At 53.0% G+C, this 21,807-nt stretch carries 21 protein-coding genes; 9 read left to right on the top strand and 12 right to left on the bottom strand.

The window, feature by feature from the left end:
* Positions 1 to 41: 41 nt before the first annotated feature.
* Complete coding sequence (locus PSAB_RS10785) at positions 42 to 1,520, bottom strand: MDR family MFS transporter (RefSeq protein WP_025334594.1); 1,479 nt, start codon at positions 1,518 to 1,520, stop codon at positions 42 to 44.
* A gap of 212 nt (positions 1,521 to 1,732) precedes the next feature.
* Between PSAB_RS10785 and PSAB_RS10780 the strand changes: the two genes are divergently transcribed.
* Positions 1,733 to 2,149, top strand: a complete 417-nt coding sequence (locus PSAB_RS10780) for a MarR family winged helix-turn-helix transcriptional regulator (protein WP_025334593.1) — start codon at positions 1,733 to 1,735, stop codon at positions 2,147 to 2,149.
* A gap of 19 nt (positions 2,150 to 2,168) precedes the next feature.
* On the opposite strand, the gene PSAB_RS10775 is transcribed toward PSAB_RS10780, so the two are convergent.
* The 8 genes from PSAB_RS10775 to PSAB_RS10740 form a co-directional block, all read right to left on the bottom strand.
* Positions 2,169 to 2,798: a C40 family peptidase gene (locus PSAB_RS10775; RefSeq protein WP_025334592.1), complete on the bottom strand. Its 630-nt coding sequence runs from the start codon at positions 2,796 to 2,798 to the stop codon at positions 2,169 to 2,171.
* Between the two features lie 228 nt (positions 2,799 to 3,026).
* Positions 3,027 to 3,323 (bottom strand): nucleoside triphosphate pyrophosphohydrolase family protein, encoded by a 297-nt coding sequence (locus tag PSAB_RS10770; RefSeq protein WP_025334591.1) that lies wholly within the window; start codon positions 3,321 to 3,323, stop codon positions 3,027 to 3,029.
* On the bottom strand, positions 3,313 to 3,849 hold the full coding sequence (locus PSAB_RS10765) for a hypothetical protein (protein WP_025334590.1): 537 nt from the start codon (positions 3,847 to 3,849) through the stop codon (positions 3,313 to 3,315). The genes PSAB_RS10770 and PSAB_RS10765 overlap by 11 nt, the downstream gene beginning before the upstream one ends.
* A gap of 46 nt (positions 3,850 to 3,895) precedes the next feature.
* Positions 3,896 to 4,357 carry a GNAT family N-acetyltransferase gene (locus tag PSAB_RS10760; protein WP_025334589.1) on the bottom strand — a complete coding sequence of 154 codons (462 nt, stop codon included), beginning with the start codon at positions 4,355 to 4,357 and terminating at the stop codon, positions 3,896 to 3,898.
* A 100-nt stretch (positions 4,358 to 4,457) separates the two neighbouring features.
* Positions 4,458 to 6,161: a glycoside hydrolase family 66 protein gene (locus PSAB_RS10755; RefSeq protein WP_038596929.1), complete on the bottom strand. Its 1,704-nt coding sequence runs from the start codon at positions 6,159 to 6,161 to the stop codon at positions 4,458 to 4,460.
* Between the two features lie 5 nt (positions 6,162 to 6,166).
* Positions 6,167 to 6,988, bottom strand: a complete 822-nt coding sequence (locus PSAB_RS10750) for a carbohydrate ABC transporter permease (RefSeq protein ID WP_025334587.1) — start codon at positions 6,986 to 6,988, stop codon at positions 6,167 to 6,169.
* Positions 6,989 to 6,999: 11 nt separating this feature from the next.
* The gene (locus tag PSAB_RS10745) at positions 7,000 to 7,881 is read right to left on the bottom strand and encodes a carbohydrate ABC transporter permease (RefSeq protein WP_025334586.1); all 882 of its coding nucleotides are present in this window, start codon (positions 7,879 to 7,881) and stop codon (positions 7,000 to 7,002) included.
* Between the two features lie 81 nt (positions 7,882 to 7,962).
* A complete protein-coding gene (locus PSAB_RS10740; protein ID WP_025334585.1) occupies positions 7,963 to 9,297 on the bottom strand; it encodes an ABC transporter substrate-binding protein in 1,335 nt (444 codons plus the stop codon).
* Positions 9,298 to 9,481: 184 nt separating this feature from the next.
* On the opposite strand from PSAB_RS10740, the gene PSAB_RS10735 reads away from it, so the two are divergent.
* Both PSAB_RS10735 and PSAB_RS10730 read left to right on the top strand, forming a co-directional pair.
* On the top strand, positions 9,482 to 11,329 hold the full coding sequence (locus tag PSAB_RS10735) for a sensor histidine kinase (RefSeq protein WP_025334584.1): 1,848 nt from the start codon (positions 9,482 to 9,484) through the stop codon (positions 11,327 to 11,329).
* Positions 11,322 to 12,953, top strand: a complete 1,632-nt coding sequence (locus PSAB_RS10730) for a response regulator (RefSeq protein WP_025334583.1) — start codon at positions 11,322 to 11,324, stop codon at positions 12,951 to 12,953. Before PSAB_RS10735 ends, PSAB_RS10730 begins: the two co-directional genes overlap by 8 nt.
* A 139-nt stretch (positions 12,954 to 13,092) precedes the next feature.
* Here PSAB_RS10730 and PSAB_RS10725 read toward each other — a convergent pair whose 3' ends face one another.
* Entirely contained in the window at positions 13,093 to 13,293 is a 201-nt protein-coding gene (locus tag PSAB_RS10725) for a hypothetical protein (RefSeq protein WP_025334582.1), read from the bottom strand.
* A 231-nt stretch (positions 13,294 to 13,524) separates the two neighbouring features.
* Between PSAB_RS10725 and PSAB_RS10720 the strand changes: the two genes are divergently transcribed.
* The 5 genes from PSAB_RS10720 (at position 13,525) to PSAB_RS10700 (ending at position 18,091) form a co-directional block, all read left to right on the top strand.
* Positions 13,525 to 14,778 (top strand): DNA polymerase IV, encoded by a 1,254-nt coding sequence (locus tag PSAB_RS10720; protein WP_025334581.1) that lies wholly within the window; start codon positions 13,525 to 13,527, stop codon positions 14,776 to 14,778.
* On the top strand, positions 14,775 to 15,266 hold the full coding sequence (locus PSAB_RS10715; RefSeq protein ID WP_025334580.1) for a YhjD family protein: 492 nt from the start codon (positions 14,775 to 14,777) through the stop codon (positions 15,264 to 15,266). The genes PSAB_RS10720 and PSAB_RS10715 overlap by 4 nt, the downstream gene beginning before the upstream one ends.
* A 180-nt stretch (positions 15,267 to 15,446) precedes the next feature.
* Positions 15,447 to 16,784 carry an MATE family efflux transporter gene (locus tag PSAB_RS10710; protein ID WP_038595769.1) on the top strand — a complete coding sequence of 446 codons (1,338 nt, stop codon included), beginning with the start codon at positions 15,447 to 15,449 and terminating at the stop codon, positions 16,782 to 16,784.
* Between the two features lie 100 nt (positions 16,785 to 16,884).
* Positions 16,885 to 17,646 carry a threonine/serine exporter family protein gene (locus tag PSAB_RS10705; RefSeq protein WP_025334578.1) on the top strand — a complete coding sequence of 254 codons (762 nt, stop codon included), beginning with the start codon at positions 16,885 to 16,887 and terminating at the stop codon, positions 17,644 to 17,646.
* Positions 17,647 to 17,668: 22 nt separating this feature from the next.
* A complete protein-coding gene (locus PSAB_RS10700) occupies positions 17,669 to 18,091 on the top strand; it encodes a threonine/serine exporter family protein (protein WP_025334577.1) in 423 nt (140 codons plus the stop codon).
* A 155-nt stretch (positions 18,092 to 18,246) separates the two neighbouring features.
* On the opposite strand, the gene PSAB_RS10695 is transcribed toward PSAB_RS10700, so the two are convergent.
* Together PSAB_RS10695 and PSAB_RS10690 are read right to left on the bottom strand one after the other, a co-directional pair.
* Positions 18,247 to 18,753 carry a GNAT family N-acetyltransferase gene (locus PSAB_RS10695; protein ID WP_025334576.1) on the bottom strand — a complete coding sequence of 169 codons (507 nt, stop codon included), beginning with the start codon at positions 18,751 to 18,753 and terminating at the stop codon, positions 18,247 to 18,249.
* Positions 18,754 to 18,755: 2 nt separating this feature from the next.
* The gene (locus PSAB_RS10690) at positions 18,756 to 20,777 is read right to left on the bottom strand and encodes a Na+/H+ antiporter (protein ID WP_025334575.1); all 2,022 of its coding nucleotides are present in this window, start codon (positions 20,775 to 20,777) and stop codon (positions 18,756 to 18,758) included.
* A gap of 265 nt (positions 20,778 to 21,042) precedes the next feature.
* Here PSAB_RS10690 and PSAB_RS10685 point away from each other — a divergent pair, with 265 nt between their 5' ends.
* Complete coding sequence (locus PSAB_RS10685) at positions 21,043 to 21,798, top strand: MBL fold metallo-hydrolase (RefSeq protein WP_025334574.1); 756 nt, start codon at positions 21,043 to 21,045, stop codon at positions 21,796 to 21,798.
* Positions 21,799 to 21,807 lie beyond the last annotated feature (9 nt).

Raw genomic sequence — 21,807 nt, 5'->3', positions numbered from 1 at the left:
TTCGCCATCATCTTTCAGAAGGTATGACCCTTTCGTATATTTCAACCATTCGCCTCCCTCTTCACTCCGGCACTTTTAGAGACTGCGGCAGCAGCGCTCTTTCTTGTCTTCAACAAAAAGGTTAGCGGGATCGCAACAACGCCAATCCATGTAGCGACCAGAAACACATCCTGAACGCCCATCGCCATGCCTTGCGCTTTTAACAGCGAAGATCCTGCCGCCCCTCCCCCGGTCAGTGCTTTCAGATGGGTCGCGGATCTTGCAGCCAGCAAGGAGCTGAAGATCGCAATAGCCAGCGCTCCGGTGGCTTGGCGCACCCAGTTCGTTACCGAAGAGGCATGCCCGCTATATTCTTTGGGGATGGCCGACATCCCGGCATTGGTCACCGGCATAAAAGCAAGGGCGATCCCGACATAACGCAGCGTCATCCATGCGGCCACATAGATATGAGTTGCAGCCGGTGTAAGATGGCTAAGTTCCCAGGTCGAGAGAACCAGCAGCAGAATCCCTCCCAGAATCAGCCGGAACGGCCCCACCCTGGGGTACAGCTTGCCGACCACCGGTGACATAAACGCCATCGCCAGCGAGCCCGGAAGCAGCACCAGAGCGGTTAGCAGCGGTGTCGACTGCTGGATATCCTGCATAAAAATCGGAATCAGGAACGATCCGGAATACAGGGAAATGGTAATCGTGCAGTTGATGATTAAGCTGTACGTAAAGCGCTTCTGGCGGAACACCTTCAGATTGAGCAGCGGCTCTTTCAGGAAAAGCTCCCTGCGGATGAAGTAAGTCAACAGGGCCGCCCCGACAACGAGCAGCGATATTGTCCCCAACGAAGTCCAGCCCCAGGAGTTGCCTTCGCTGAAAGCCAGGATAATACAGGCGCTGCTTAGAATAACCGTGATGAAGCCCGGCAAATCAAAGGTTTTGGACAGACTGGACTGGCGAGAATAGGGCAAAAATTTAAGCGCGACCGCAATTGCAGCAATTCCTATCGGCAGGTTGATGATAAAAAGGGAGCGCCAGCCGAAATATCCGGTCAGCCAGCCGCCGAGTGTAGGCCCGAACGCCGGAGCCAGCATGGAAGAAAGACTCCATAAGCTCATGGCAAAAGCCTGCCGATCCTTCTCTATAAACTGATAGATCATCGCCATTGTTGTAGGAATAATCATTCCGCCGAACACGCCCTGCATGATGCGAAAAGCGATCAAGGAATGCATGCTCCAGGCTAACGTCGACAGTCCGGAAAAAAGGGTGAAGCCCGTTAAGGCAAACACATAAAAGTACTTATAGCTCCACTTGTCGCCAAAATATCCGACGATCGGAGCGACTACCCCGGTCGCCATCAGATAGCCGGTGATCATCCATTGAACGGAACTGACCTCCGCATGAAAATCCTTCATGAACACCGGAAAAGCCACGTTAATCGTGGTTGAACTCAGGATAGACATGAAATTCCCGAAAAAAACCGCTAAAATAATGGGCCAAAATGAAGAAATACCGGCTGTATGTTTATTCAAAGCGTTCTCTCCCCTATGCTGCACCAAAAAGAAAAAACAAATTTAGGTGTAGAATACAATTAGTTTTACATAGATGTATTATACAACTAATAATTTGAAAATGCATATAACTTTTTTCATTTTATTTTCATTTATGGATATGGATTTGCCTTGCCGGAGGTATTTTCACTTATAATATGGAGAAGAGTACACAGCAAAGGACGGAGTAAACAATGGACGATAAAAATTTGGATTTCATTAGCAATGAAATGTTGAAGCTGATTCGCCGCGCCTCTCTGGACAAAAAGCATGGCGGTCTGGACCGTTCAAGCTATACCCTGCTGTACCATTTGTCCAGCCATGACAATATCGGGGTTAAAGCGCTGGCCGAAGAATTCGGCCTGGACACCTCCACCATAAGCAGGCAGATCAGCGTGTTGGAACTTAAAGGGTACATAGAGCGGATACCCGATCCGCAGGACGGAAGATCGAGCTATTTTCAGATCACCGAACTGGGGTCACAGAGGCTTGCCGAAGCGAAAAAAATCCGCATGAACAGGTACGAGCAAATCTTTCAAAACTGGTCGCCGCAGGAATGCCGGACTTTCGGTGATTCGCTGGCCAGACTTAACCGTACACTTGCCGAATGACTCTGCTCTGCCGCATTCATTAAACGGCCTGCTCCTCCCATTCGGTTGAACTTTCCTTTTGTTCAGGTATGCAGGATAACCTCTCCCTTTTAAGCAGCGGATAATCGTATAGAAGCCCTTCGTACACCGTCTCGAAAGCCGGATGATGCAGAAAGTCGTTGGGCGTTACCAGCGCGGATGGCCGATCCCATAGGGAAAGTCCGCTTCGGCGAAGCGCTTCGGATACAAACTGGGAGCAAAAATAAGCATTTTTCGTCTCCATATCAAAGTTCATCAGCACGCCTAATAATCCGATCAGATTGTAGCGGTAGACCTGCCTCTTCTTCTGAAAAGAGAGGATTGTCCGTAGTGCAGCGTCGCGCTCTTGCCTCGAAATCCGCAATCGGAGCAGTACGCAGCGAGTGCCCGGATATTGGCGGAACGTTCCCTCATAAACATCTTCTTTCACGAATCCGCCGGCCCACGGTTTTTTGGGTTCTTTGCGGCCAAAGCTGAACACCTCGCTTAGCTCCTCGTCGAGCGCCAGAGAGGCGTGGTTATACGGAGCGGCGGTGATGCTTTTGATCAATGTTGTGAACAAAGTTCCCGTATCGGTCAACAAAACATAAATGCTGCTCTCGGAATTATTGTCTCTGCTGTTGTCAATCATTGTCTTCACCTCACCCTAAGATTAACAAAGGATGAAATTAGCGGTAACTGACCGAGGTTTAGTTTCGTTCTGGACTTTGGTCGCGGGACTTCTTTGGCCAATGGCCAGGAACACCAAAGCTTATAGTAAAGGATAAGTGAACCGTTAGTACGCAAATGGACGAAAAAAACGCCCGCGCTAGCGGACGCTCAAACGAGTTTTTTTTATTTATTTTCTTAAACATTATAGCTATTTGAGCCATTTCTCTTGAATGGCCTCCTCAAGTTCCAAATCGTTGAACCTTGCCATTGCCATGGTCAAACAAAGTAAATCAACCAGCTCGTTTTGAAAGTTTTCCTTCAGTTCCTCCAGTGACCTTCCCCTGCTTCTGGCTTTTCCAGCGCTCTCCAGATAGCATTGCACCAATTCGCCCAATTCCTCCTGAATCTTTAATAGGAACCAATCATTATCCCGCTCGATATTAAATTTTCGGCAGTACTGGGATGAAACCTTCTCCACTCTCTCAACGACATCATTAAACTTCAAACGAATCCTCCTCAAACCTCACAAATTCATCGGCATTAGCCCGGATATGGGCGGCGATTGCCTTCAGACTTGCCGGAGAAATCTGCTGAAACCGCCGGTATAACTGCTCCACCTCGGCATGCAATTCCTTGTCACGATCGAGATCGGTAATTGCGGCGTCCTTCCACTCCAAGCCGAGCCTGCGGTTTCGGGTCTCCAGAACCTCTTTGGTTTCTTCTAGCAGACGAGACATATCCACATCGCCAAAAAAGCTTAATCCGTTCATCACACCCGCCCACATGTCCGGATTTTGCAGCAGATGGGTGATCCAGCCGTAATACTCCATTTCCGAATTCTTCGCATGACCGTAGAAGACTTTGAACATGCATAACGCCCGCTGCCCTTCAGAAAGTTCGGATATTACCTTGGCCTTCACCGCCATATCTTTGGCCCGTATTTGGCTGAAGGTCGGCTCCATGCACGCCCAGCCCAATCTTTCATCTTCCAAGGAATCGAATTCACGCTTGTTCATTACCGCTAATGCCATAACATCCCTCCTTTCCATATAATACCACAACATTCCAGATGGCAGTTTACAACAAGTACTCCAGTTCAAGCTCATGGCGAATGGGAATGCCGTCATATCCGATCAGAGGAATCGACGACTTCAGCTTCCGCGCCTCTGTAATGGCGTCCCTATGAACGGCTTGGAGATCAAATCCCCTTTTCTGATAAAAACGGATCGCCCTAGTATTATCGTTGGATGTTATGAGCCAGACTCTGGCGCAGCCTTCAGCCCGGGCGTGTGCAATTACCGCATTGATCAGTCGGGTGCCGGCCCCGCGGTTCTCCACTCTGCTCTCCAGCGAGACGATCTCGCACTCTCCATTCGTCACATTATAGAAAATTGCCGAGAGCAGGTTCCCGTCTTCATCTTCCGCACAACAGCCGGGCAGCTCCTCCAGCCGGTGGACTTTCCCCCGGGATACCATCAGCGGACCAGCCTCGCCCGCCGCTTCCTTCCTGCTTCCCGCATCCATATCTTTTATCCGCATCCAGCATGCCTCCCGTCTCAGTAACAGCGGCTTTATTATAGATCAACCGGCTGTAAGGAGGCAAAATACAGCTTATTCCTGACCTTTCCACGGCGCCCGTTCAATGCTCAATCACCAGCATGCTCCATTGATACACGTTGGGAACGGTAACCGAAAGCACATATCCCCGCTCGGTTTCTTCAAGGGAATATTCAAGCTCTTTCGGTCTGCCCATGTCGATATCGGGGCTCGCCGTAAATACGGAACGGACCGACTCGTTAACTTGTACGCGAACGGTCAGATTTTTCACTTCCGCCGGCCGGTTCTTTCCTTCGTTCCAGTAATCCTCGGTGTTATTCGTCAGGTTGATGAACTGGATCAATTTCATCTGTTCGCTCTCCCGGACCACGGTCCAGACTTTGCCGGGTTCGCCGTATGTGGAATAAGAAGCGCCGCTGAATACATACTCCAGATTGTCACCCTCCACATGAGTCATTGAGACATTGCGTAAAGACGGATCATACAGCAGATGAACGTAGCGAACCATAAAATCGTAATAATTCCGGATTTCACGCATAAAGGCACCGTCCGCTACGGAATAATCGACGTAGTATCCTTGAGTCAGCACTCCGCTTTTCTCTCCAAGCAGCAGATGGTAAGCCCCATGGGAGAAAATCACCGCCGACAGCAGCAGCGCGGCAGCGTGGGCTTTATCGATGGATTCCGCTGGCTCCAGCCGGAAAGGCTTCAGGTAGGCCGCAAGAATGACCGGCTTTCCATGACCGAATTGCTGCGCCCAGGCAATAATCTGCTGGATATGATGATATTTTTCATACGGATTCCATACCTCGATATATACGGCATCCTGTGACGCCCCCGCGACCGTATCGACCGGCCAATTACCGACATTGTTGAAGATGAGGCCGATATCCGCTTTGGACTTGCTCAGCTCTCTACGAGTATTCTCGATCAGAACCGGGAATTGCTGCTCCAGCCGCTCTACCTTCTCCACGCCGCCGAGTTTTGAAATGCCCGTCTTCGGATATCCGTACGTGTCCATATGGATGCCGTCGAAGCCGACCTGTTCGATCGCCTTTTTGTACTCTCCAATGATGTGATGATGCCAGGGCGACTCCTCGCTGACGTTCATGATCGTAAAAATATCGATGAAATCGATGACTTTTCCATTGCCGTAATACAGCGCCCAATCCGGATGCTCCCGGTAAAAATCCTGGCTCGCCGCGTAAATCGCCCCATAAGCCATGGTCTTCATGCCATAGGAGCGGCAGAGGGCGATTTTCTCCTTCACCACTTTAAGGCTGAGCTCTCTCCCCATCAGATCGGTAAAGGTATCCTCCGGCGGAACGAGGTCGTCGTGGCGGTACATCCAATCGTAAAATTGCACCAGATTAATATGGAGCTTGCCCAGGCTCTCCACATCCTTGGCATCTCCCAGCTCACGCGAATGAAAATCGCTTAAAAAGCCGTACCTCGGCGATTGCCGCCAGCTCGAAACCACATCAAAGGCGGTCGAGAAACGCACAGGCTCCGCCTCCTCCCGCGTTAGCAGCAAATCGACGCCATATCCGCGAAAGGCTTCATCAGGCGGGCCAAAATCCAGGACATGCGTTGAAATGGCACCTGGAGGAATGACAATTTCATAGGCTTGGCTGTCCAGCACACGATTCGAACATATAATTTCCGCTGTTAGACGAACCGTAACTTCATGCTGGAGCGGATTATCCAATTCAACCTTAATGCATACCGGTTCTCCGGTCAGATACTGGGCTTTACCCGGGTAAGCGTCTTTAATCGTTGGAAACATACGGTTCATCCTTTCACCGCTCCGGCGGTTATCCCTTTGACAAAATATTGTTGGAAGACCAGAAAAGCAAGGACAGCAGGCGCAAGTCCGATCACAGCAGCCGCTGCCATCAGATTCCACTGCGCGCCGTACTGCTGAAAGAACATGGAGACGGCCAACGGGATCGTCCTCATATCCTGGCCCTGCAGGAAAAATACAGCCTGACCGTAATTGTTCCAGATCGCCAGCCCCTGCAAAATAACGACCGCCGCCGTAACCGGACGCAGAAAATGAAACGTGACTCTCCAAAAAGCCGTAAACGGCGTGCACCCGTCGATAATCGCCGACTCCTCAATTTCCCGGGGCAGCACTTTAATGAAGCCGGTATACAGGAAGACGGAAAAAGGAACGCCGTTCGACGCCATAAGCAGAATCATCGCCCAATGAGTATTGATACCGCCAATCGATTTCATCAGCGTGTAAAGCGGCACGGTAATAATGATCGCCGGGATCATCATGCAGATCAGCAGCACGTTGAACACCGATTGATGAAATTTGTTGCTATACCTGGCGATGGCGTAGCCCGCGGAGCTTGCCGCGAGAATAATCAGGACGGCGCCCCCTATAGCGATAATCAGGGAGTTCAGCGTAGCCAGTCCCATTTTGGACGATTCCCACGCCTCCGAGAAATTGGAGAAGTTGAAATCGGGCAGCAGCGACAGGCCGTTAAACAACGTGCGGGAAGGATTGTTCAGCGCCAAATACAGCAGGATGTAAAAAGGAATCAACGACAGCAGCGTCATTGCCGCTACCAAAGTGTATTTACCGAGTGTTCGCGTATTTTTCATAGCGGCGGCCCTCACATTTCAAACTCTTTCTTATTGATATATCTCATAAAGAGAAAGACGGGAATAATAATCATGACGAACAGAATCATCGCTACCGCAGTCGAATAGCCGGTAAAGCTTCCGTACAGCATGCGAAGAATGTAGATGCTCAGCGATTCCGTACTGTAGCCCGGCCCTCCGTCCGTCAGCGCGACGATGATCTCGAAGACAGATAGGGACCCGATAATGTTGGTGACGACATTGATTTTGATCGACTGAACGACCATCGGTATCGTAATGTACCAGAGCGATTTCAGATACCCGGCGCCGTCAATCTCCCCGGCCTCGTACAGCTCTTTTGGAATGGACTGCAGACCCGCCAGATAAATAATCATCGTCATGCCCACGAACTGCCACACATTGATGAACACCAGCACGAGGAGCGCAGAGTTCGCGTTGCCCAGCCAATCGCTTCCGCCGGTGCCCAGATGCAGGCTTGCCAGCAGATGATAGAGAAAGCCCCGATCCGGCTGCAGGATAAAATACCAGACATATCCCATAATCAGCGGGCTGATGACCGCCGGCAAATAGACGACCGCGCGCACAAAGCCTTTTCCCTTAAATGGCCGGTCCAGAATCAGCGCGTACAGAAAGCCGAATAAATTAAGCAGGGGAGCGCTTCCAATCGCAAAGAAGACCGTATTGTACACATCTTTCTTCGCCCGGGCATCATGGAAAAAATCCACAAAGTTCTGCAGTCCGATAAAACGCGGCGGGGACATACCGTTGGAATCCGTCAGGCTGATCCCGATTCCCTGCGCCAGCGGATAAATGAAGAACAGTCCAAACAGCACGATGGCCGGCAGCGCCATAAAAAGATGCAGGTTATTCCATAGCTTACGCAGTAGATTCATCCGATTTCTCTCCAATCCGTTGCCGGGACCCGGCTTTTATCTTGCGTATGCCGCTTTCCGGGTCCCGGGTTATCTGGCGCTTTATCTGTGGGTTGCTTTCCAGGCTTTGTCCCAGGCGTCTTTGTAGGCTTTGGCAAAATCCAAGGAGGCGGCATATTGGCCGGCCAGCAGCTCCTGCACCATTCTGCCGGCATCGTCGCCCGAGAAGCCTGACGGCGAATCCGTGAAAGCAATGTTAACGCCGCTGCTTAAGGCCTGATTGGCTTGTTCTTTAAGCGGTCCCCAATCCGCAGTCACATCCGTGAACGCCGGAGGCGATTTCAGGAACTCGCTGTAGGTCTTCAGATTTTCCGGCTGCAATAAAAACTCTAGGAATTTTTTCGCTTCATCCGGATGCTTGGACTGGGCCGTGATCGCGTATCTCGAATCGTCCGCAGACAGGACAACCGGCTTCGTTCCGTCCTGAATGGACGGGTAAGGGCTGAACCCGAGGTCATTCTGGAAGTCGGGGCTAATTTTGAGCAGATCCGCAACGACCCACATTCCCTGGCTGATCATCGCGGCTTTGCCTGTAGCGAACGCTTCCTTCTGGTTGTCGTATGTCGCGGTCAAAGCGTCTTTGTTAATCAGGCCGGCCGCTTGCAGCTCCAACAGACGTTTCGCGAAGGTGTCAATCGGGCCGTTCTCCTGATCAAATTTCAATTTATCCGATTCATTGTTGATGAAGGCTTCCCGGGCGCTTTTTACACCCAAATCCTGCTTGATGATCCCGTGAGCCAGGAACTCGATCAGATGTCCAAGCGTCCAGGAATCCCTTCCGGCGATAAACAGCGGCGTTACATCCGGCTTTTTGTCCTTGATCGCCTGCAGATTCGCCTTAAACTCGTCCCAGGTCAGCGCTTCCTTCAGGCCCAGCTCCTGGAATATTTTTTTGTTATAAAAAATGCCGGCCATCGTCACGTTCGTCGCCACCTGATACTGTTTGCCGCTCTTTACATCCGTCGACAGCTCTTTGACCGCAGGCAGCACTCTCGGCCAGAACGGCTCATTTGAAAGATCCAGGTATTTGCCCTGGTCGATATAATCCTGCTCTACCACTGTGGTGATGTCGGGAATGTCGCCGGAAGCAAATTTCACTTTAATGACATTGCTTGCGTCCTTTTGGTATTCCTGCTCCACCTCGATCCCCGGATTTTCCGAATTGAACTTCTGGATCAGGGTGTTCATTAAGTCGACCGTCTCCACTTTTCCGGTAAAAAACTTCAGTTTCACGGTTTCTTTGGGGGCCGTTTCCTGAACCGTGCCCGCAGCAGTACCGCTTGGGCTTGGCGAATCTGCGTTCTTCCCGCCGCAGCCTGCCAATAAACCGACCATCATCACGCCTGTAAGCAGCAGCCCCAGTTTCTTTTTTCTCATGATTGACTCCTCCCTTTGTTGGCTGTTCCTATGATTGTGTTCCCTGTTACAGTTTCATCATAAGGGGGAATCCCCGGCCGCAAAACACCGCATTTTTACACAAAGGTGCGATTTTTGCAGATCCCCGAAAAACGAATTGAAGCGCATACAATAAATCGCTACACTGATCTTGGGGGGAGTGAATATGTACAAATGGAAGCGCTACAGATATTGGAGTATCAAGAAAAAACTGCTCTTTTTCTCCGTATTGTTCATTCTGGGCTCGGTCTTTCTAGCCTCTATCCTGTCCTACTCCAAGTACACGATGGACTTTGAACAGCAATCCTCCGAGCAGGTACAGCAAATTATCGCCCAGGTCTCCTATAATATCGACACCTATCTGGATGATCTGTTCCGCCTTACCCTGTCGCCCTATATGAACGATGGCGTGATGCAGACTCTCGAGGAAGATGTGCAGGATTCCCAGCTGGCCCAGCTGAAAAAACGCCGCTTCATTGACAATTATCTCGAAGAGATGATGATTTATCCACGGAAAGATATTAACCGGGTCTTTATTTTGACGGATGAAATTTATACGGTCGGACGCATGCCCATCAGCGTGGACTACGACAGCCGGTTTCAGGAATTCGATTGGTATAAACAGGCGATGAATACGCAGGACTCCATCTTTGTGCCTACGCATACGCAGCAGATGGTGAAAAACGGCGGTCCCAAAGTATTTTCCATCGTGAAGCAGCTTCGGAGCACCCGGGATACGGAGAAAATACTCGGGGCCATCAAGGTGGATGCCAACTATAACGGCATCGCCGTCATTTGCAACAAGGTCGATATGGGCTCGGGCGGAGGCTTGTTTATTCTGGACAACAACCGCAACGTGATCTACCGGAGTACGGATCGGCTAAACGCTGTATCCTTGTTCAATCAAGTCAAAGCGGGCGGGAAACCGACGATGATGATTGATCAGAACGGCACCTCCTACCTGCTCAATTCGACGCAGCTCCCGCGTTCCAACTGGACAATCGTCGCCGTAAGCTCCGTCAAGGAACTGAATCAAAAAGCGACGGAAACGAGGAACTTCGGCTTCTTCATCGCAATGGCCTGCTCGCTGCTCGCGTTTGTCCTGATGTATTTCTTTGTCCGCCGTTTCCTGGCTCCACTGCTGAATATCGTGAAATTGATGCGGGAGGTGGAGCAGGGGAATTTGCAGGTCTCTTTTCCCGCGCACCGGAATGATGAGATCGGATATCTCGGCACCTCCTTTAACGGCCTGGTCGCCAGAGTCAACGAAATGCTGGAGGAAAATACGCAGCTCGTGAAGCAGGTATACGAAACGGAGCTGCTCCAGAAAGAAGCCCAGGTACAGGCTCTGTACAATCAGATCCGCCCCCATTTTCTGTTCAATACGCTGAATATGATATCGATGCAGATGCAGACCGGGAAGCAGGACAAGGCCATCGACCATCTCCATAAACTAAGCAGCATGCTTCGCGGCATGACCCGGATGGATAAGGACATTCCGCTGCAGAAGGAACTGGATCTCCTTAAAGCTTTCTTAAGCATCCAAAGCAGCCGCTACGAAGGCAGACTGGAGTACGAGCTGCAGGTCGACCCCGCCTTGTATGACATGCCCATCCCCGCCCTGCTGTTTCAGCCGATTGCCGAGAACGCAGTGATTCACGGCTGCGAAGCCAAACGGGAAAAGACCAGTATTCGGATTTCGGGCGAAAAGACCGCGCGCGGCGAGGTATTGTTCACGATCCGGGACAGCGGGCAGGGAATGAGCGCTGAAACGCTGCAGAAGCTCCGTGACAAGCTCGAGCGGGCCCGGCCGGATCATCCAGCTGCCGGAGATTCGGACGCGGACGGCATCCGGGCAGGAACCGGCATCGGTCTGCTAAACGTGAATAAACGGATCAAGCTAAAATACGGTTCCGGGTATGGACTTCAAGTCGACAGCGTGCAGGGACAGGGAACCGCCGTATATGTACGATTGCCGGAAGCCGGATTTGGAAGGAGCGTCGCGGATGTATAAAGTGCTGATTGTCGATGATGAACCGCTCGTGCGCGAATATTTGAAATTGCATATCACCTCGAATCATCCCGATTGGGAGGTTGCGGGAGAAGCCATGGACGGGCAGGAAGCCTGGGAAATGCTGCAGAGCATACGGGTTCATCTGGTCATCACCGATATTAAAATGCCGGTTGTTGACGGACTCGAGCTGTGCGGACGGCTGGCCCGATCGGATAATCCGCCCATTATTCTGATTCTGTCCGGCTTTGATGAATTCTCGCTTGCCCGGGATGCTCTCCGCTTCGGGGTGCAGAACTACTTGCTGAAGCCCGTAGTTCAAGATGAATTGGCCGAAGCCCTGACGCAGGTCACCGCACAGCTGGACCGCAAATTCCATGACGAGCTTGCCGCCCGGGCTATGGGGAAGGTCTCCAAGGAAAGCCAGGCGCAGGTCGTCAGACAATTCCTGAAGGCCCTTGTAAGCGAAAACCGCGTGGAGATTAAGGCCCTCTATCCCCTTGTCTTCCGCCTGAAGGTGCAGCTGATTGAAACCGAAGGCCTTATTATGGTGCTGGATCTCGATGAAGACCGGCTTGCCCAAAAAGGGATGCCTTACAGCGACTTCCCCGTCTTCCGTTTTATTCTTCATCAAATGACGGGCGAGCTGTCCGAAGCATGCGGCTTCGGGTTCGTCTTCCTGGACGAAGATCAGCACACCTGCGTGCTGGTGACGGGCGAAGACAAGAACGATATTGAGCATAAGTGCCGCTTACTCTATGATAAAGTCGCTTCAGCCATGCTGGCCAATACCGGAATTACCGTCTCCGGCGCCCTCGGAACCTTGGAATCCGAGCTGTTTCATCTGCAGTACTCCCATGCCAAAGCCATTGAAACTCATGGCCGCTGCCTATTCTCGGAAGAGCCTCTTCTGTTCAATGAACGAAACGGCGGCGTTCTCCCTCAGTGTCTCTCCATGCTTGAGCAGACGATGGCCACCGTGCAATTGGCCGTCCCGGATCGGAATGAGGCCGCCTTTTTGATGGCGGTGAAGCGTTATTTTGAAAGTCTGCCGCATATTGGCTCCGTTCATGTCTTGAAGTTCGGACTTCACCTGCTAAGACAGCTTGCGAACGGACCTTTGGAACGTCAGGGCGGATTCGCGGAAAGCGCCTACCAGCATCTACGGCAGATGCCCGGCAATCCGTCCGGACTCTCCATACAAGCTGTGCTCGGGCTGTTTCAGGAAATCTTTCATTGCCTGACCAGAGGCGGCCCGGAAGAGCCTGTCCACGAGAATGAACAGGACATCGTCAGCCGGGTCAGAACTTATATCTACTCCCACTACGCGGAGCCGTTAAGCCTTGCCCTCCTCGCCGAAAAGATAGGAATTTCTCCGGGCTATTTAAGCAGCATCTTTCACAAAACGATGCAGGAGCCGTATATCAAATTCCTGACCCGGGTCCGGATGGAGCAGGCGGCAAAGCTGCTCAAGGCCAGCCCGGCCATGAAAGTATACGACGTTTCGGAGAAGGTCGGTTACGTCAGCGTTAAACATTTTTCTCATGTGTTTAAACAATTTCACCATATGCCTCCGGGCGAGTATCAGGAAAAATATCTGAACCATAAAGAGCGCTCCATCCTCTAAGCCCCCGTCCCCTTCGTCTGCTGTCCTTAGGCTGTGTTCATCGCAATGCCGATGAACACAGCCTCTTGGCATGGGGCCGCAAGGTTACAACAGGACGATATCTGTCCATCCACTACCCTCCGCTCACTCACCTTCCTCTTTAAGACGCCCGCATGCTTCCCGCCGGCTTCCAGGCCAAAATGCGGTCGAGCCGGAACGTTCGCGGACTTCCCGTTGTCAGACACGAGGCCCGGACCAGACCTCCTCGGATATCGTTGACCGTAATCCGCCGCTGTGACAAGCGTCCGCTTCGGTCCAGATAGACAATTTCGACGGTATGGCCTATATATTTCTTCGGCATGGCGCACCTCCAAGAACAAGCGTTCGCTTTTTATTAGCACCATTATCGCAAACATTTGTTCGCAATTCAAGACCCTTTGGAAAATAATATGTATATACACGATCATATGTTCGCAATATAATTAGAGCATAGTCCTCTTTTTCCGTTCAGAAAGACCCCTGCCCAGGTACATAGGAGACGCTTCCCGGAAGCGCCGGTGTGATTACAAGTTTTTTGATGGAGGGTTCACCCATGTTGAGACACATTTTTTTAATTGACGGACAGTCCTTCTACGCATCGATAGAGAAGTCGGCTCATCCCGAATATCGCGATAAGCCCGTTGCTGTAGGAGACCCCGAAAGGCTGAACGGCATCGTGCTGGCGGCATGCCCAATCGCCAAATCCCGCGGCGTGACGACGGCGTCCCGGGTCGGAGAGGCGCTGGCCAAATGCCCGGAGTTGGTGGTCATCCGTCCCAGAATGCGGACCTATATTCAAGTCTCGCTCCTGATCACCGAAATCTTTGAGTCCTATACCGATCTTGTGGAGCCTTACAGCATCGATGAGCAATTTTTGGACGTTTCGGGCTCGCTAGCTTATTTCGGATCTCCCTATGAAATGGCCCAAATGATTCAAAACCATGTCTATTTATCAACCGGAGTACATACGAGGGTCGGCATCGGCCCTACCAAGGTTCTGGCCAAAATGGCGACCGACAACTATGCCAAGAAGATGCAGGAAGGCATATTTGAGCTCTCGTTCGAGAGGCTGGAGTCGACGTTATGGAAGCTCCCCGTGCATCAAATGTTCATGGTGGCATCGGCGATGACCCGCCATTTTACCCGGATGGGCCTGGCCTGCATCGGAGATATCGCGCGTATGGAGCTCTATGAGTTCAAGCAGCGGATGCGGCGGGAAATGGGAAAACAGAGCGATATTCAGGCCGAGTACTACTGGCAGACGGCTCGGGGGATCGATCCAAGCCCCGTGGCCGCCGGAATACGGCATCAATTAAAATCGGTGAACCATGGCAAGGCGCTCCGCTGGAGGCTGTATCACAGGCTTAAAGACATCGAAATTGTCCTGCTTGAGCTGGTGATTGAGGTGTGCCGGCGCACAAGATATCATCATTACATGGGCTCGGTTGTGTCCGTCTCCGCAGCGGAAACGGACGGCGAACGCTCCTCCCACTTTAGCCGGCAGATGACGCTGCCCGAGCCGACCGCCCTGACCCATGAAGTGGCCGCCGCCGCCCATTCCCTGTTCAAGAAGCACTGGAGCGGGCTGCCTGTCAGCCACCTGAGCGTCTCCCTGTCCCAGCTGACGGACGACAGCATTATGCAGCTTACCTTTTTTGATAACCGCTGCCTTGCTTACGACCGGGAACGGGCCATCGACGGAATCAAGGACCGGTACGGGAGCGATGCCATTATGCGCGCCTCCTCTCTGATGGAAGCCGGCGTCGCGCGGGAAAGAGCCGAACAGATTGGGGGGCATTATAAATGAGCAAGCTGGACGACAACGAACGCTGGAAATCCAAAATGCTGCTGACAGAGCATGTCGAGCAGTATGAACAGCAGCATCTTCCCCACCCGGGCAAGATCATTACCGCCGAGGAACGCACAATGCTCCGGGACTGCATCCTGCTTCCGTATATGGAAACAATGGTGCAAAAAAGCATAGCCGAAATCGAGTACTCCACCAATATCCTCAAACGCCTGTATCTCGCCGCCGGCCAATACATTCTGGAGCAAATCATGAAAGATTTGTACAGACTGCGCCGGGAGCTTAAACAGCGAAATATCCGGATTCTGACGGAGGAACAGTCCGATTTGGTCGTATATCATTATTTTTATTGCCGGGGATACAAGGAGCGGTTTGGCATGACCCGCGATGTGATGCGGTCGGAGATCAGCCTCAGGCTGACCAGGTATACGTCGGAGCTGACTACGCTGCTGAAAGAATCGCTCAAAGAACGGAACAAGGAAACTTAAGTGGGGAAAGATTGCCGGAAACCGCCAGTCACGCTTCCTCCTTGAAGCAGCTCTGCCCAGGGCTGCCGTTTGCGTTGCCTTTATTTTGACACATCCCTCCCGGGGGGATACAATGACCGTGAGCATCGGAAACGCGCAGAAGGTTATCAAGTACATTCACATAAATTACGGAGGTTCCTCATGTTAGCAGCCGCCCGCAGCGACCGGAGCCGAAAGATCAAAGTGATCCTGGCTCTGGCCATACCGTCTATGATTGAAAATTTTTTGCAGACTATTGTCGGCTTTGTCGACACCCTCTTTGTATCCCGGATCGGTCTGAATGAAGTCGCCGCCGTCGGGGTCACCAATGCCATTATGGCCGTTTATATCGCTATTTTTATGGCTATGGGAGTGGGGACTTCCTCACTGATAGCACGGAGCGTCGGCGCCGGGGAGATCGGCAAGGCCAAAGCCATTGCCCGGCAATCGGCGTGGATTTCGGCGCTGCTGGGCCTGGCCTTCGGCATCATTACGTTGTTATTTGCCGAGCCTTTGCTGCGGCTGATGGGAGCGGAGCCGGAAGTATTGGCGGATAGTGCGGTCTATTTCCGGATCGTGGCCGTCCCCTCTGTTTTCTTGTCCCTGATGACGGTATTCGGAAGCATTTTGCGCGCGGCCGGCGATACGAAAACCCCCATGAAGGTCGGCATTTGGATGAATATGGTCCATATCGCACTGGATTACGTTCTCATTTTTGGTCTGTTCGGCTGGTCAGGCTGGGGGATCGCGGGAGCCGCTTGGGCGACCTCTGCGGTTCGGGTGATTGGAGCCATTGCGCTGTTTATCCATATCCGCAGATCGAAGCTCTCTTTTTCCATTCGAAAAAGGGGCTCAAGCGAATACACGCTGCCCTTGCTGAAGCTTTCCGCCCCGGCGGCAGCCGAGAGGCTGATCATGCGTTTTGGGCAGGTGCTTTATTTTGGCCTCATTGTGCGAATAGGTACGGATGTTTACGCAGCCCATATTCTTGCCGGAAATATAGAGATCTTCTCTTATATGCCGGGGTACGGCCTGGCCGTCGCGGCGACCACGCTTGTAGGCCAGAACCTGGGAGCGGACAAAAAAGAGGATGCCCGCCAATACGGGCTGTTAACCATGTGGATTGCCGTGGCGTTTATGACCGCTGTGGGGATCTTGATGTTTGTGTTCTCCCCAGTTGCCGCCGGCTGGTTCACCCAGGATGCCGCCGTTATCGGGATGGTGACCACCGCGCTGCGTATCGATGCGTTCGCCCAGCCGTTCCTGGCCGTCGGACTGGTTATCGCCGGAGCCCTTCAAGGAGCTGGGGATACGAAGAGTCCCATGTACAGCACAGCTATCGGAATGTGGTTGATCCGCGTGGTCGGCGTATATGTGCTGTGCCTTTATTTCGACATGGGCATTGCCGGGGTCTGGTTATCCATCGCCATTGATTTGATTATTCGCGCCGTTTATTTGACGCTAAGATTTAACCGGAAAATGCGGTCCACTCAAGCCTGATTCGCCACGGATAGATGAAATAAAGAATTGGAACTTGATCTTTTGGTCCGTTGCAGGCACAATCGGATATATAACATTCAAGGGGAGGATCAACCAGGTTTTGAACAACGCTGAATCCGGGACAACCTATGAAATTATAGATCTGTGCCTTCTGGCCGGAAAAATCATGCTCCAAAATGGCGCGGAGACTTACCGCGTGGAGGATACGATGACGCGCATGGCCGCCTCCCTCGGATTTCCGGGGGCGCACAGCTATGTGACGCCGACAGTGATCCTCTTTACGACCAGCCGGACCGAGCAGCCCAAGCTGTTCCGTATCGCCGAGCGTACGACCGACCTGCAAAAGGTCGCGGAGGTCAATGACATCTCGCGCCGCCTCAGCCAGCGGCAGATCACCTCGGCGCAGGCACGGGAGCGGCTGGCCCAGGTGGACGATGCGGCCCATGCCTACCCGGTCTGGCTCCAGATCATGGCCGCCGCCATGGCGGGCGGCTGCTTCACCATGATGTTCAAGGGCGGCTTCCAGGACGCCCTGCCCGCACTCCTAGTGTCGGGGCTTGGCTACGCCTCAGCGACTTATTTGCAAAGGCTGGTCCAGATTAAATTTTTTGCCGAGCTTACGGCGTCTTTTCTGATCGGCCTGCTGGCCTACCTGTTCGTCCAGGCCGGCATCGGCAAGGAAACGGACAAGATCATCATCGGCTCCGTTATGCCGCTCGTGCCGGGACTGCTGATTACCAATGCCGTCAGAGACCTGATGGCCGGTCATCTGATATCGGGGCTGTCCAAGGGAGCGGAAGCGTTCCTGACCGCTTTTGCCATCGGAACAGGTATCGGACTTGTACTGTCCTTCGTTTCATAGCCTTACAAAGAGGAGTAATATCATGATTGTGCAGCTTATCACAAGCTTTATCGCCTCCGCCACGTTCTGCATCCTCTTTAACACGCCCAAACGCATGCTGTTTCAATGCGGACTGGCCGGAATGCTGGGCTGGATGGTATTTCTGCTGCTCGATCCCGAGTGGAAATCCGTCGTGGCTACCTTCTTTGCCACGGTCGTCGTCGGGGCGGTCAGCCAAATTTTTGCCAGATCGTTTAAAACGCCTGTTATCATCTTCAGCGTTGGCGGCATCATACCGCTCGTACCGGGCGGCCTCGCCTACGATGCCATGCGCCGGTTCATTGAAGACGATTATAACACCGCGCTGGAGGCCGCCGTGCAGGCTTTCCTGCTCTCAGGGGCCATCGCCACCGGGCTTGTACTCAGCGAGGTGCTGGGACAGATGTTCCGCCGCGGCCGAAAATAACTGCCGTTTCAAGGGGAGATCATACCCCCTCCCAAATAAGCTCACCCCCGGGCGCAGCGCTGGGGGAACAATAAGGCCGCCCTGCCCTGGATTATTGATCCGGGCAGGACGGCCTTATTGGCGATTATATAGGAGCGAAGATGTTCCGAATCCCGCTATGCTCCGACTCTTTTTTGATACACAACGATATCCAGCCACCGGCCGAATTTACGGCCGATTTCCCTGTAATAGGCACTCTGCTCATAACCGCTGCTCTCGAAAAAGGACCGGCTCGGGCCATTCTCCGAGCATACCGTGGCCACCAGCGTATGAAATCCTTGTTCCGCGGCCATCCGCTCGATAAAGGCCAATGCCGGCCTTCCGAATTTTTTCCCCGTACACTCCGGCTTCAGGTATACGCTGATTTCACCCGTTACGTCATAAGCCTGCTTGCTCTTGTGTCTTGCTATCAAAACATAGCCCTGCATTTCCTCGTCCTGCATGACCGCATAGGATTTAAACCGGGGGTCGTCGGTCAGCATGTTCCGTCTCATTTCCTGTATAGTCAGCTGCTTGGTGTGAAACGACACGGTCGTATTCAGCACATAATAATTATATATATCTGTCGCCTCAGCCAAATGCTCTTCCCCGATTTCGGCGAAAGACAGCTCTTCGCAGTTCATCTTTAATCCTCCCAAATGGCCAACTCCAGTTCATCAACAAACCAGCGGAGCTCGGCGGTGGCCTGGCGGCCCAGCGTCCCGTCCTCAAACATCCTCTGCACCGTATCGCGCTGCTCCTGAATGGCTTCGAGCTTCAATTCCAGCTGGCGGCCTTCCTCATGCTCCGCTCCATTTCCGCCCTGGTCGTGCTTCAGACGGTCTATCAGCAAGCCGTAACGCTTTGCCACGCTTCCGTAACCTTCCCGGTTATCCTCGTTCATCTCTTCCTGGATGGCGCCGATCGCGGCGCGGCACATCCCGATCTTGGCTTCCCGGATGCCTCCGACCGGAAGAGGGCGGGAACGGCCGGTTTCTTGCAGCGGCTTCGAGAATATTCCGGAGAACATCCGGCCCAGTTTCTCTAGCGACAGTCTGAGCTGTGAATCGAGTCCTCTCGTCAGCAGCGCTTCCTTGTGATCCAGCAGCTCCATCATCGCTTGCCCCGCCTCGGAAGAGATGGACCCGCCTTCAATAAGCCCGCTCAGCTCCCGCCGCTCAGCCTGCAGCCCGGTCAACCGCGCTTTGAGTGCGCACTCCTTGCCATATTTGTCATCCGGACTTGTAATCATCAGCTTGTTCTGTATTTCCTGCAGCGCCGGGAACGTACCCGGGAGTCCCGGAACAGCTGGAACAGCGTCGACACGATTCTTCTCTGCCGTCCCGCCACGGACTATCGCCTTGCAGTTCTCCACAATTTGCGACTTGGCCGCCTGCTCCGATTCTTCACGACTGTCCTCCTCCCTGCGGGCGATAAGCGGAAGCAGGACGCTGGCAATGATCAGGGAAGACAGTATAACACCCGCCGCCAAAAAGATAATCAGGTCCCGCTCCGGGAACGGCGATCCGTCGTCCAGCACAAGCGGAATAGAGAAAGCGCCGGCCAGAGTAACCGCACCTCGCACGCCCGAAATAGAGGTAATAATCCGCGACTTCATCGAAGGCTTGCCCCCGTTCTTAAAGCGCGCGCTCCTCAGGCAGATCAACCACACCCAGACGAAACGAAGTGCAATCAGCAGAGCCGTGATAGCCAGCACATACAGAATCACAGTCAGGTTGTCGACCGCCGTATCCCGGTAGATGACCGATACAACATCCGGAATCGAAATACCGAGAATAAGGAAGACCATGCCGTTCAAAATAAACAGCAGCACCGACCATATGCTTGCCGAGACAAGCTGAAGCTTGTATTGGGGGGAATCGGTCCGGTCTTTTTCAATAGCATGAACAATGCCCCCCGCCACTACCGCCAGAATGCCCGACACGCCCAGCTCTTCGCTGACAAGGTAGATCAGGAATGGCGTCAGAATCTGCAGGAGGACATGTACGGTGACATCCTCCATCCCAAAGCGCCGGATAAAGACGCTAAGACGAATCAGCAGGAACGACAGCACAGCTCCGGCAAGAAGTCCTCCGGCAGCAATGAGAATAAAGCTGCCAATCGCTTGGGATAGAGAGAATACGCCGGTGACTGCAGCCGCTACCGCAAACTTAAACGCAACGAGGCCGGAAGCGTCATTCATCAACGACTCGCCTTCAAGTACGCGGTGGACGCTCTTCGGCAGCTGCACCCGGCCTGCCCGGCCGGCCAGAGCGCTTACTGCGACCGCGTCCGTCGGCGACAGAATCGCCGCGAGTGCGAACGCCGCCGCGAGCGGGATCGTCGGAATCATCCAGTGGATGGTGTAACCCGCCACCAGTACCGTCGCAAACACCAGGCCGAGCGCCAGCAGCAGAATCGGTGCCCGCAGATTCCACAGCTCGGCCCGCGGGGTACGCCTTCCGTCGTTGAACAGAAGCGGAGCGATAAACAGGACAAAGAACAGCTCCGGTTCCAGCGCCAAGTGAATCCCCCAAGGAAAGGCGGCGGTGACAACCCCGAAACCGATTTGAATAAGCGGTACGGGAACGAAGGGAATGAACCGGTTGACAATTTTGGATAGACCGATCAGACCAAGAAGGACAAGCACGGCGATAAACGTCTCCATAGAACCATCCCCCCAATTTAGGTTTGCATCATTTTATCGTAATCGTAAATCTTCATGAAGAAGCAGAAAAAAGCGGATAACATTCTTTATTCCAATACAAAACCCATTATGTTCTACGATTCGTCGATATTCAGCTGCATACTCATTTTATTATCACTTGACAAAAAAAGTTATTTATGGTATAATAATAAATTTGCATATTGATTAAAATCCCCTCTTGGACTAAGATAGTCTCTGCACTCATTTTCCGTCTAGGAGGAATACCATGCAAATCGCCCAAGGAATTGAAATGCTGGAGATTACAGCCGAAGTAATGGGAGGAACAGATACACTGTATCCAGCCCTGCTGTGGGATGAAGATCATGCGGTACTGGTCGACACGGGCTACCCCGGACTGCTCGATAAAATCAAGAAAGCGTTCGAACTAGCCGGAGTCGCATGGAGCACACTCGACACCGTCGTTCTCACCCACCAGGACATCGACCATATCGGCGGACTCCCTTCCATGCTGGACGAGGCGAATGGAACAATCAAGGTACTGGCTCATCCCATCGAGCAGCCTTATATCGAAGGGGAGCGGATGCTGCTCAAGCATACGCCGGAAGCGATTGCCGCTGCCGAAGCCATGCTCCCGCCTCATGTGCCGGAGGAGTGGCGGCGGGCCTTTCTGCACCTTCTCGCCCATCCTCCCAAGGCAAAAGTGGACGCCGTAATCGAAGACAGCCAGGAGCTGCCGGTCGCAGGCGGCGTCATCGTCATTGAGACCCCCGGCCACAGCCCGGGGCATGTCAGTCTGTACCATCCCGCCAGCCGGACGCTGATCGCCGCCGACAGCCTGACAGTGAAGAACGGCGAACTGCATGGCCCTGATCCCCGGGTAACGCCGGATATGGCTACCGCGCTGTCCAGTCTGCGCAAATATGCAGACTATGCCGTTGAGAACGTCATCTGCTATCATGGCGGACTATACCGCGGAGATGCGGGCCGACGCATTGCCGAACTGGCGGATGGGGCGCAGTAAGCTGTCCGC

The sequence above is a fragment of the Paenibacillus sabinae T27 genome (assembly GCF_000612505.1).
Classification (GTDB): domain Bacteria; phylum Bacillota; class Bacilli; order Paenibacillales; family Paenibacillaceae; genus Paenibacillus_AQ; species Paenibacillus_AQ sabinae.
This window is presented reverse-complemented; position numbering and strand designations above follow the sequence as displayed.

What these genes read in the sequence shown, in the direction of transcription:
- PSAB_RS10695 (WP_025334576.1), bottom strand. Translation starts at nt 18,753, where the DNA reads ATGAACTGCGAAGAGCTGTCTTTCGCCGAAATCGGGGAAGAGCATTTG.
- PSAB_RS10730 (WP_025334583.1), top strand. Translation starts at nt 11,322, where the DNA reads ATGTATAAAGTGCTGATTGTCGATGATGAACCGCTCGTGCGCGAATAT.
- PSAB_RS10720 (WP_025334581.1), top strand. Translation starts at nt 13,525, where the DNA reads ATGTTGAGACACATTTTTTTAATTGACGGACAGTCCTTCTACGCATCG.
- PSAB_RS10755 (WP_038596929.1), bottom strand. Translation starts at nt 6,161, where the DNA reads ATGTTTCCAACGATTAAAGACGCTTACCCGGGTAAAGCCCAGTATCTG.
- PSAB_RS10740 (WP_025334585.1), bottom strand. Translation starts at nt 9,297, where the DNA reads ATGAGAAAAAAGAAACTGGGGCTGCTGCTTACAGGCGTGATGATGGTC.
- PSAB_RS10690 (WP_025334575.1), bottom strand. Translation starts at nt 20,777, where the DNA reads ATGGAGACGTTTATCGCCGTGCTTGTCCTTCTTGGTCTGATCGGTCTA.
- PSAB_RS10700 (WP_025334577.1), top strand. Translation starts at nt 17,669, where the DNA reads ATGATTGTGCAGCTTATCACAAGCTTTATCGCCTCCGCCACGTTCTGC.
- PSAB_RS10715 (WP_025334580.1), top strand. Translation starts at nt 14,775, where the DNA reads ATGAGCAAGCTGGACGACAACGAACGCTGGAAATCCAAAATGCTGCTG.
- PSAB_RS10750 (WP_025334587.1), bottom strand. Translation starts at nt 6,988, where the DNA reads ATGAAAAATACGCGAACACTCGGTAAATACACTTTGGTAGCGGCAATG.
- PSAB_RS10780 (WP_025334593.1), top strand. Translation starts at nt 1,733, where the DNA reads ATGGACGATAAAAATTTGGATTTCATTAGCAATGAAATGTTGAAGCTG.
- PSAB_RS10710 (WP_038595769.1), top strand. Translation starts at nt 15,447, where the DNA reads ATGTTAGCAGCCGCCCGCAGCGACCGGAGCCGAAAGATCAAAGTGATC.
- PSAB_RS10745 (WP_025334586.1), bottom strand. Translation starts at nt 7,881, where the DNA reads ATGAATCTACTGCGTAAGCTATGGAATAACCTGCATCTTTTTATGGCG.
- PSAB_RS10735 (WP_025334584.1), top strand. Translation starts at nt 9,482, where the DNA reads ATGTACAAATGGAAGCGCTACAGATATTGGAGTATCAAGAAAAAACTG.
- PSAB_RS10775 (WP_025334592.1), bottom strand. Translation starts at nt 2,798, where the DNA reads ATGATTGACAACAGCAGAGACAATAATTCCGAGAGCAGCATTTATGTT.
- PSAB_RS10765 (WP_025334590.1), bottom strand. Translation starts at nt 3,849, where the DNA reads ATGGCATTAGCGGTAATGAACAAGCGTGAATTCGATTCCTTGGAAGAT.
- PSAB_RS10760 (WP_025334589.1), bottom strand. Translation starts at nt 4,357, where the DNA reads ATGCGGATAAAAGATATGGATGCGGGAAGCAGGAAGGAAGCGGCGGGC.
- PSAB_RS10685 (WP_025334574.1), top strand. Translation starts at nt 21,043, where the DNA reads ATGCAAATCGCCCAAGGAATTGAAATGCTGGAGATTACAGCCGAAGTA.
- PSAB_RS10725 (WP_025334582.1), bottom strand. Translation starts at nt 13,293, where the DNA reads ATGCCGAAGAAATATATAGGCCATACCGTCGAAATTGTCTATCTGGAC.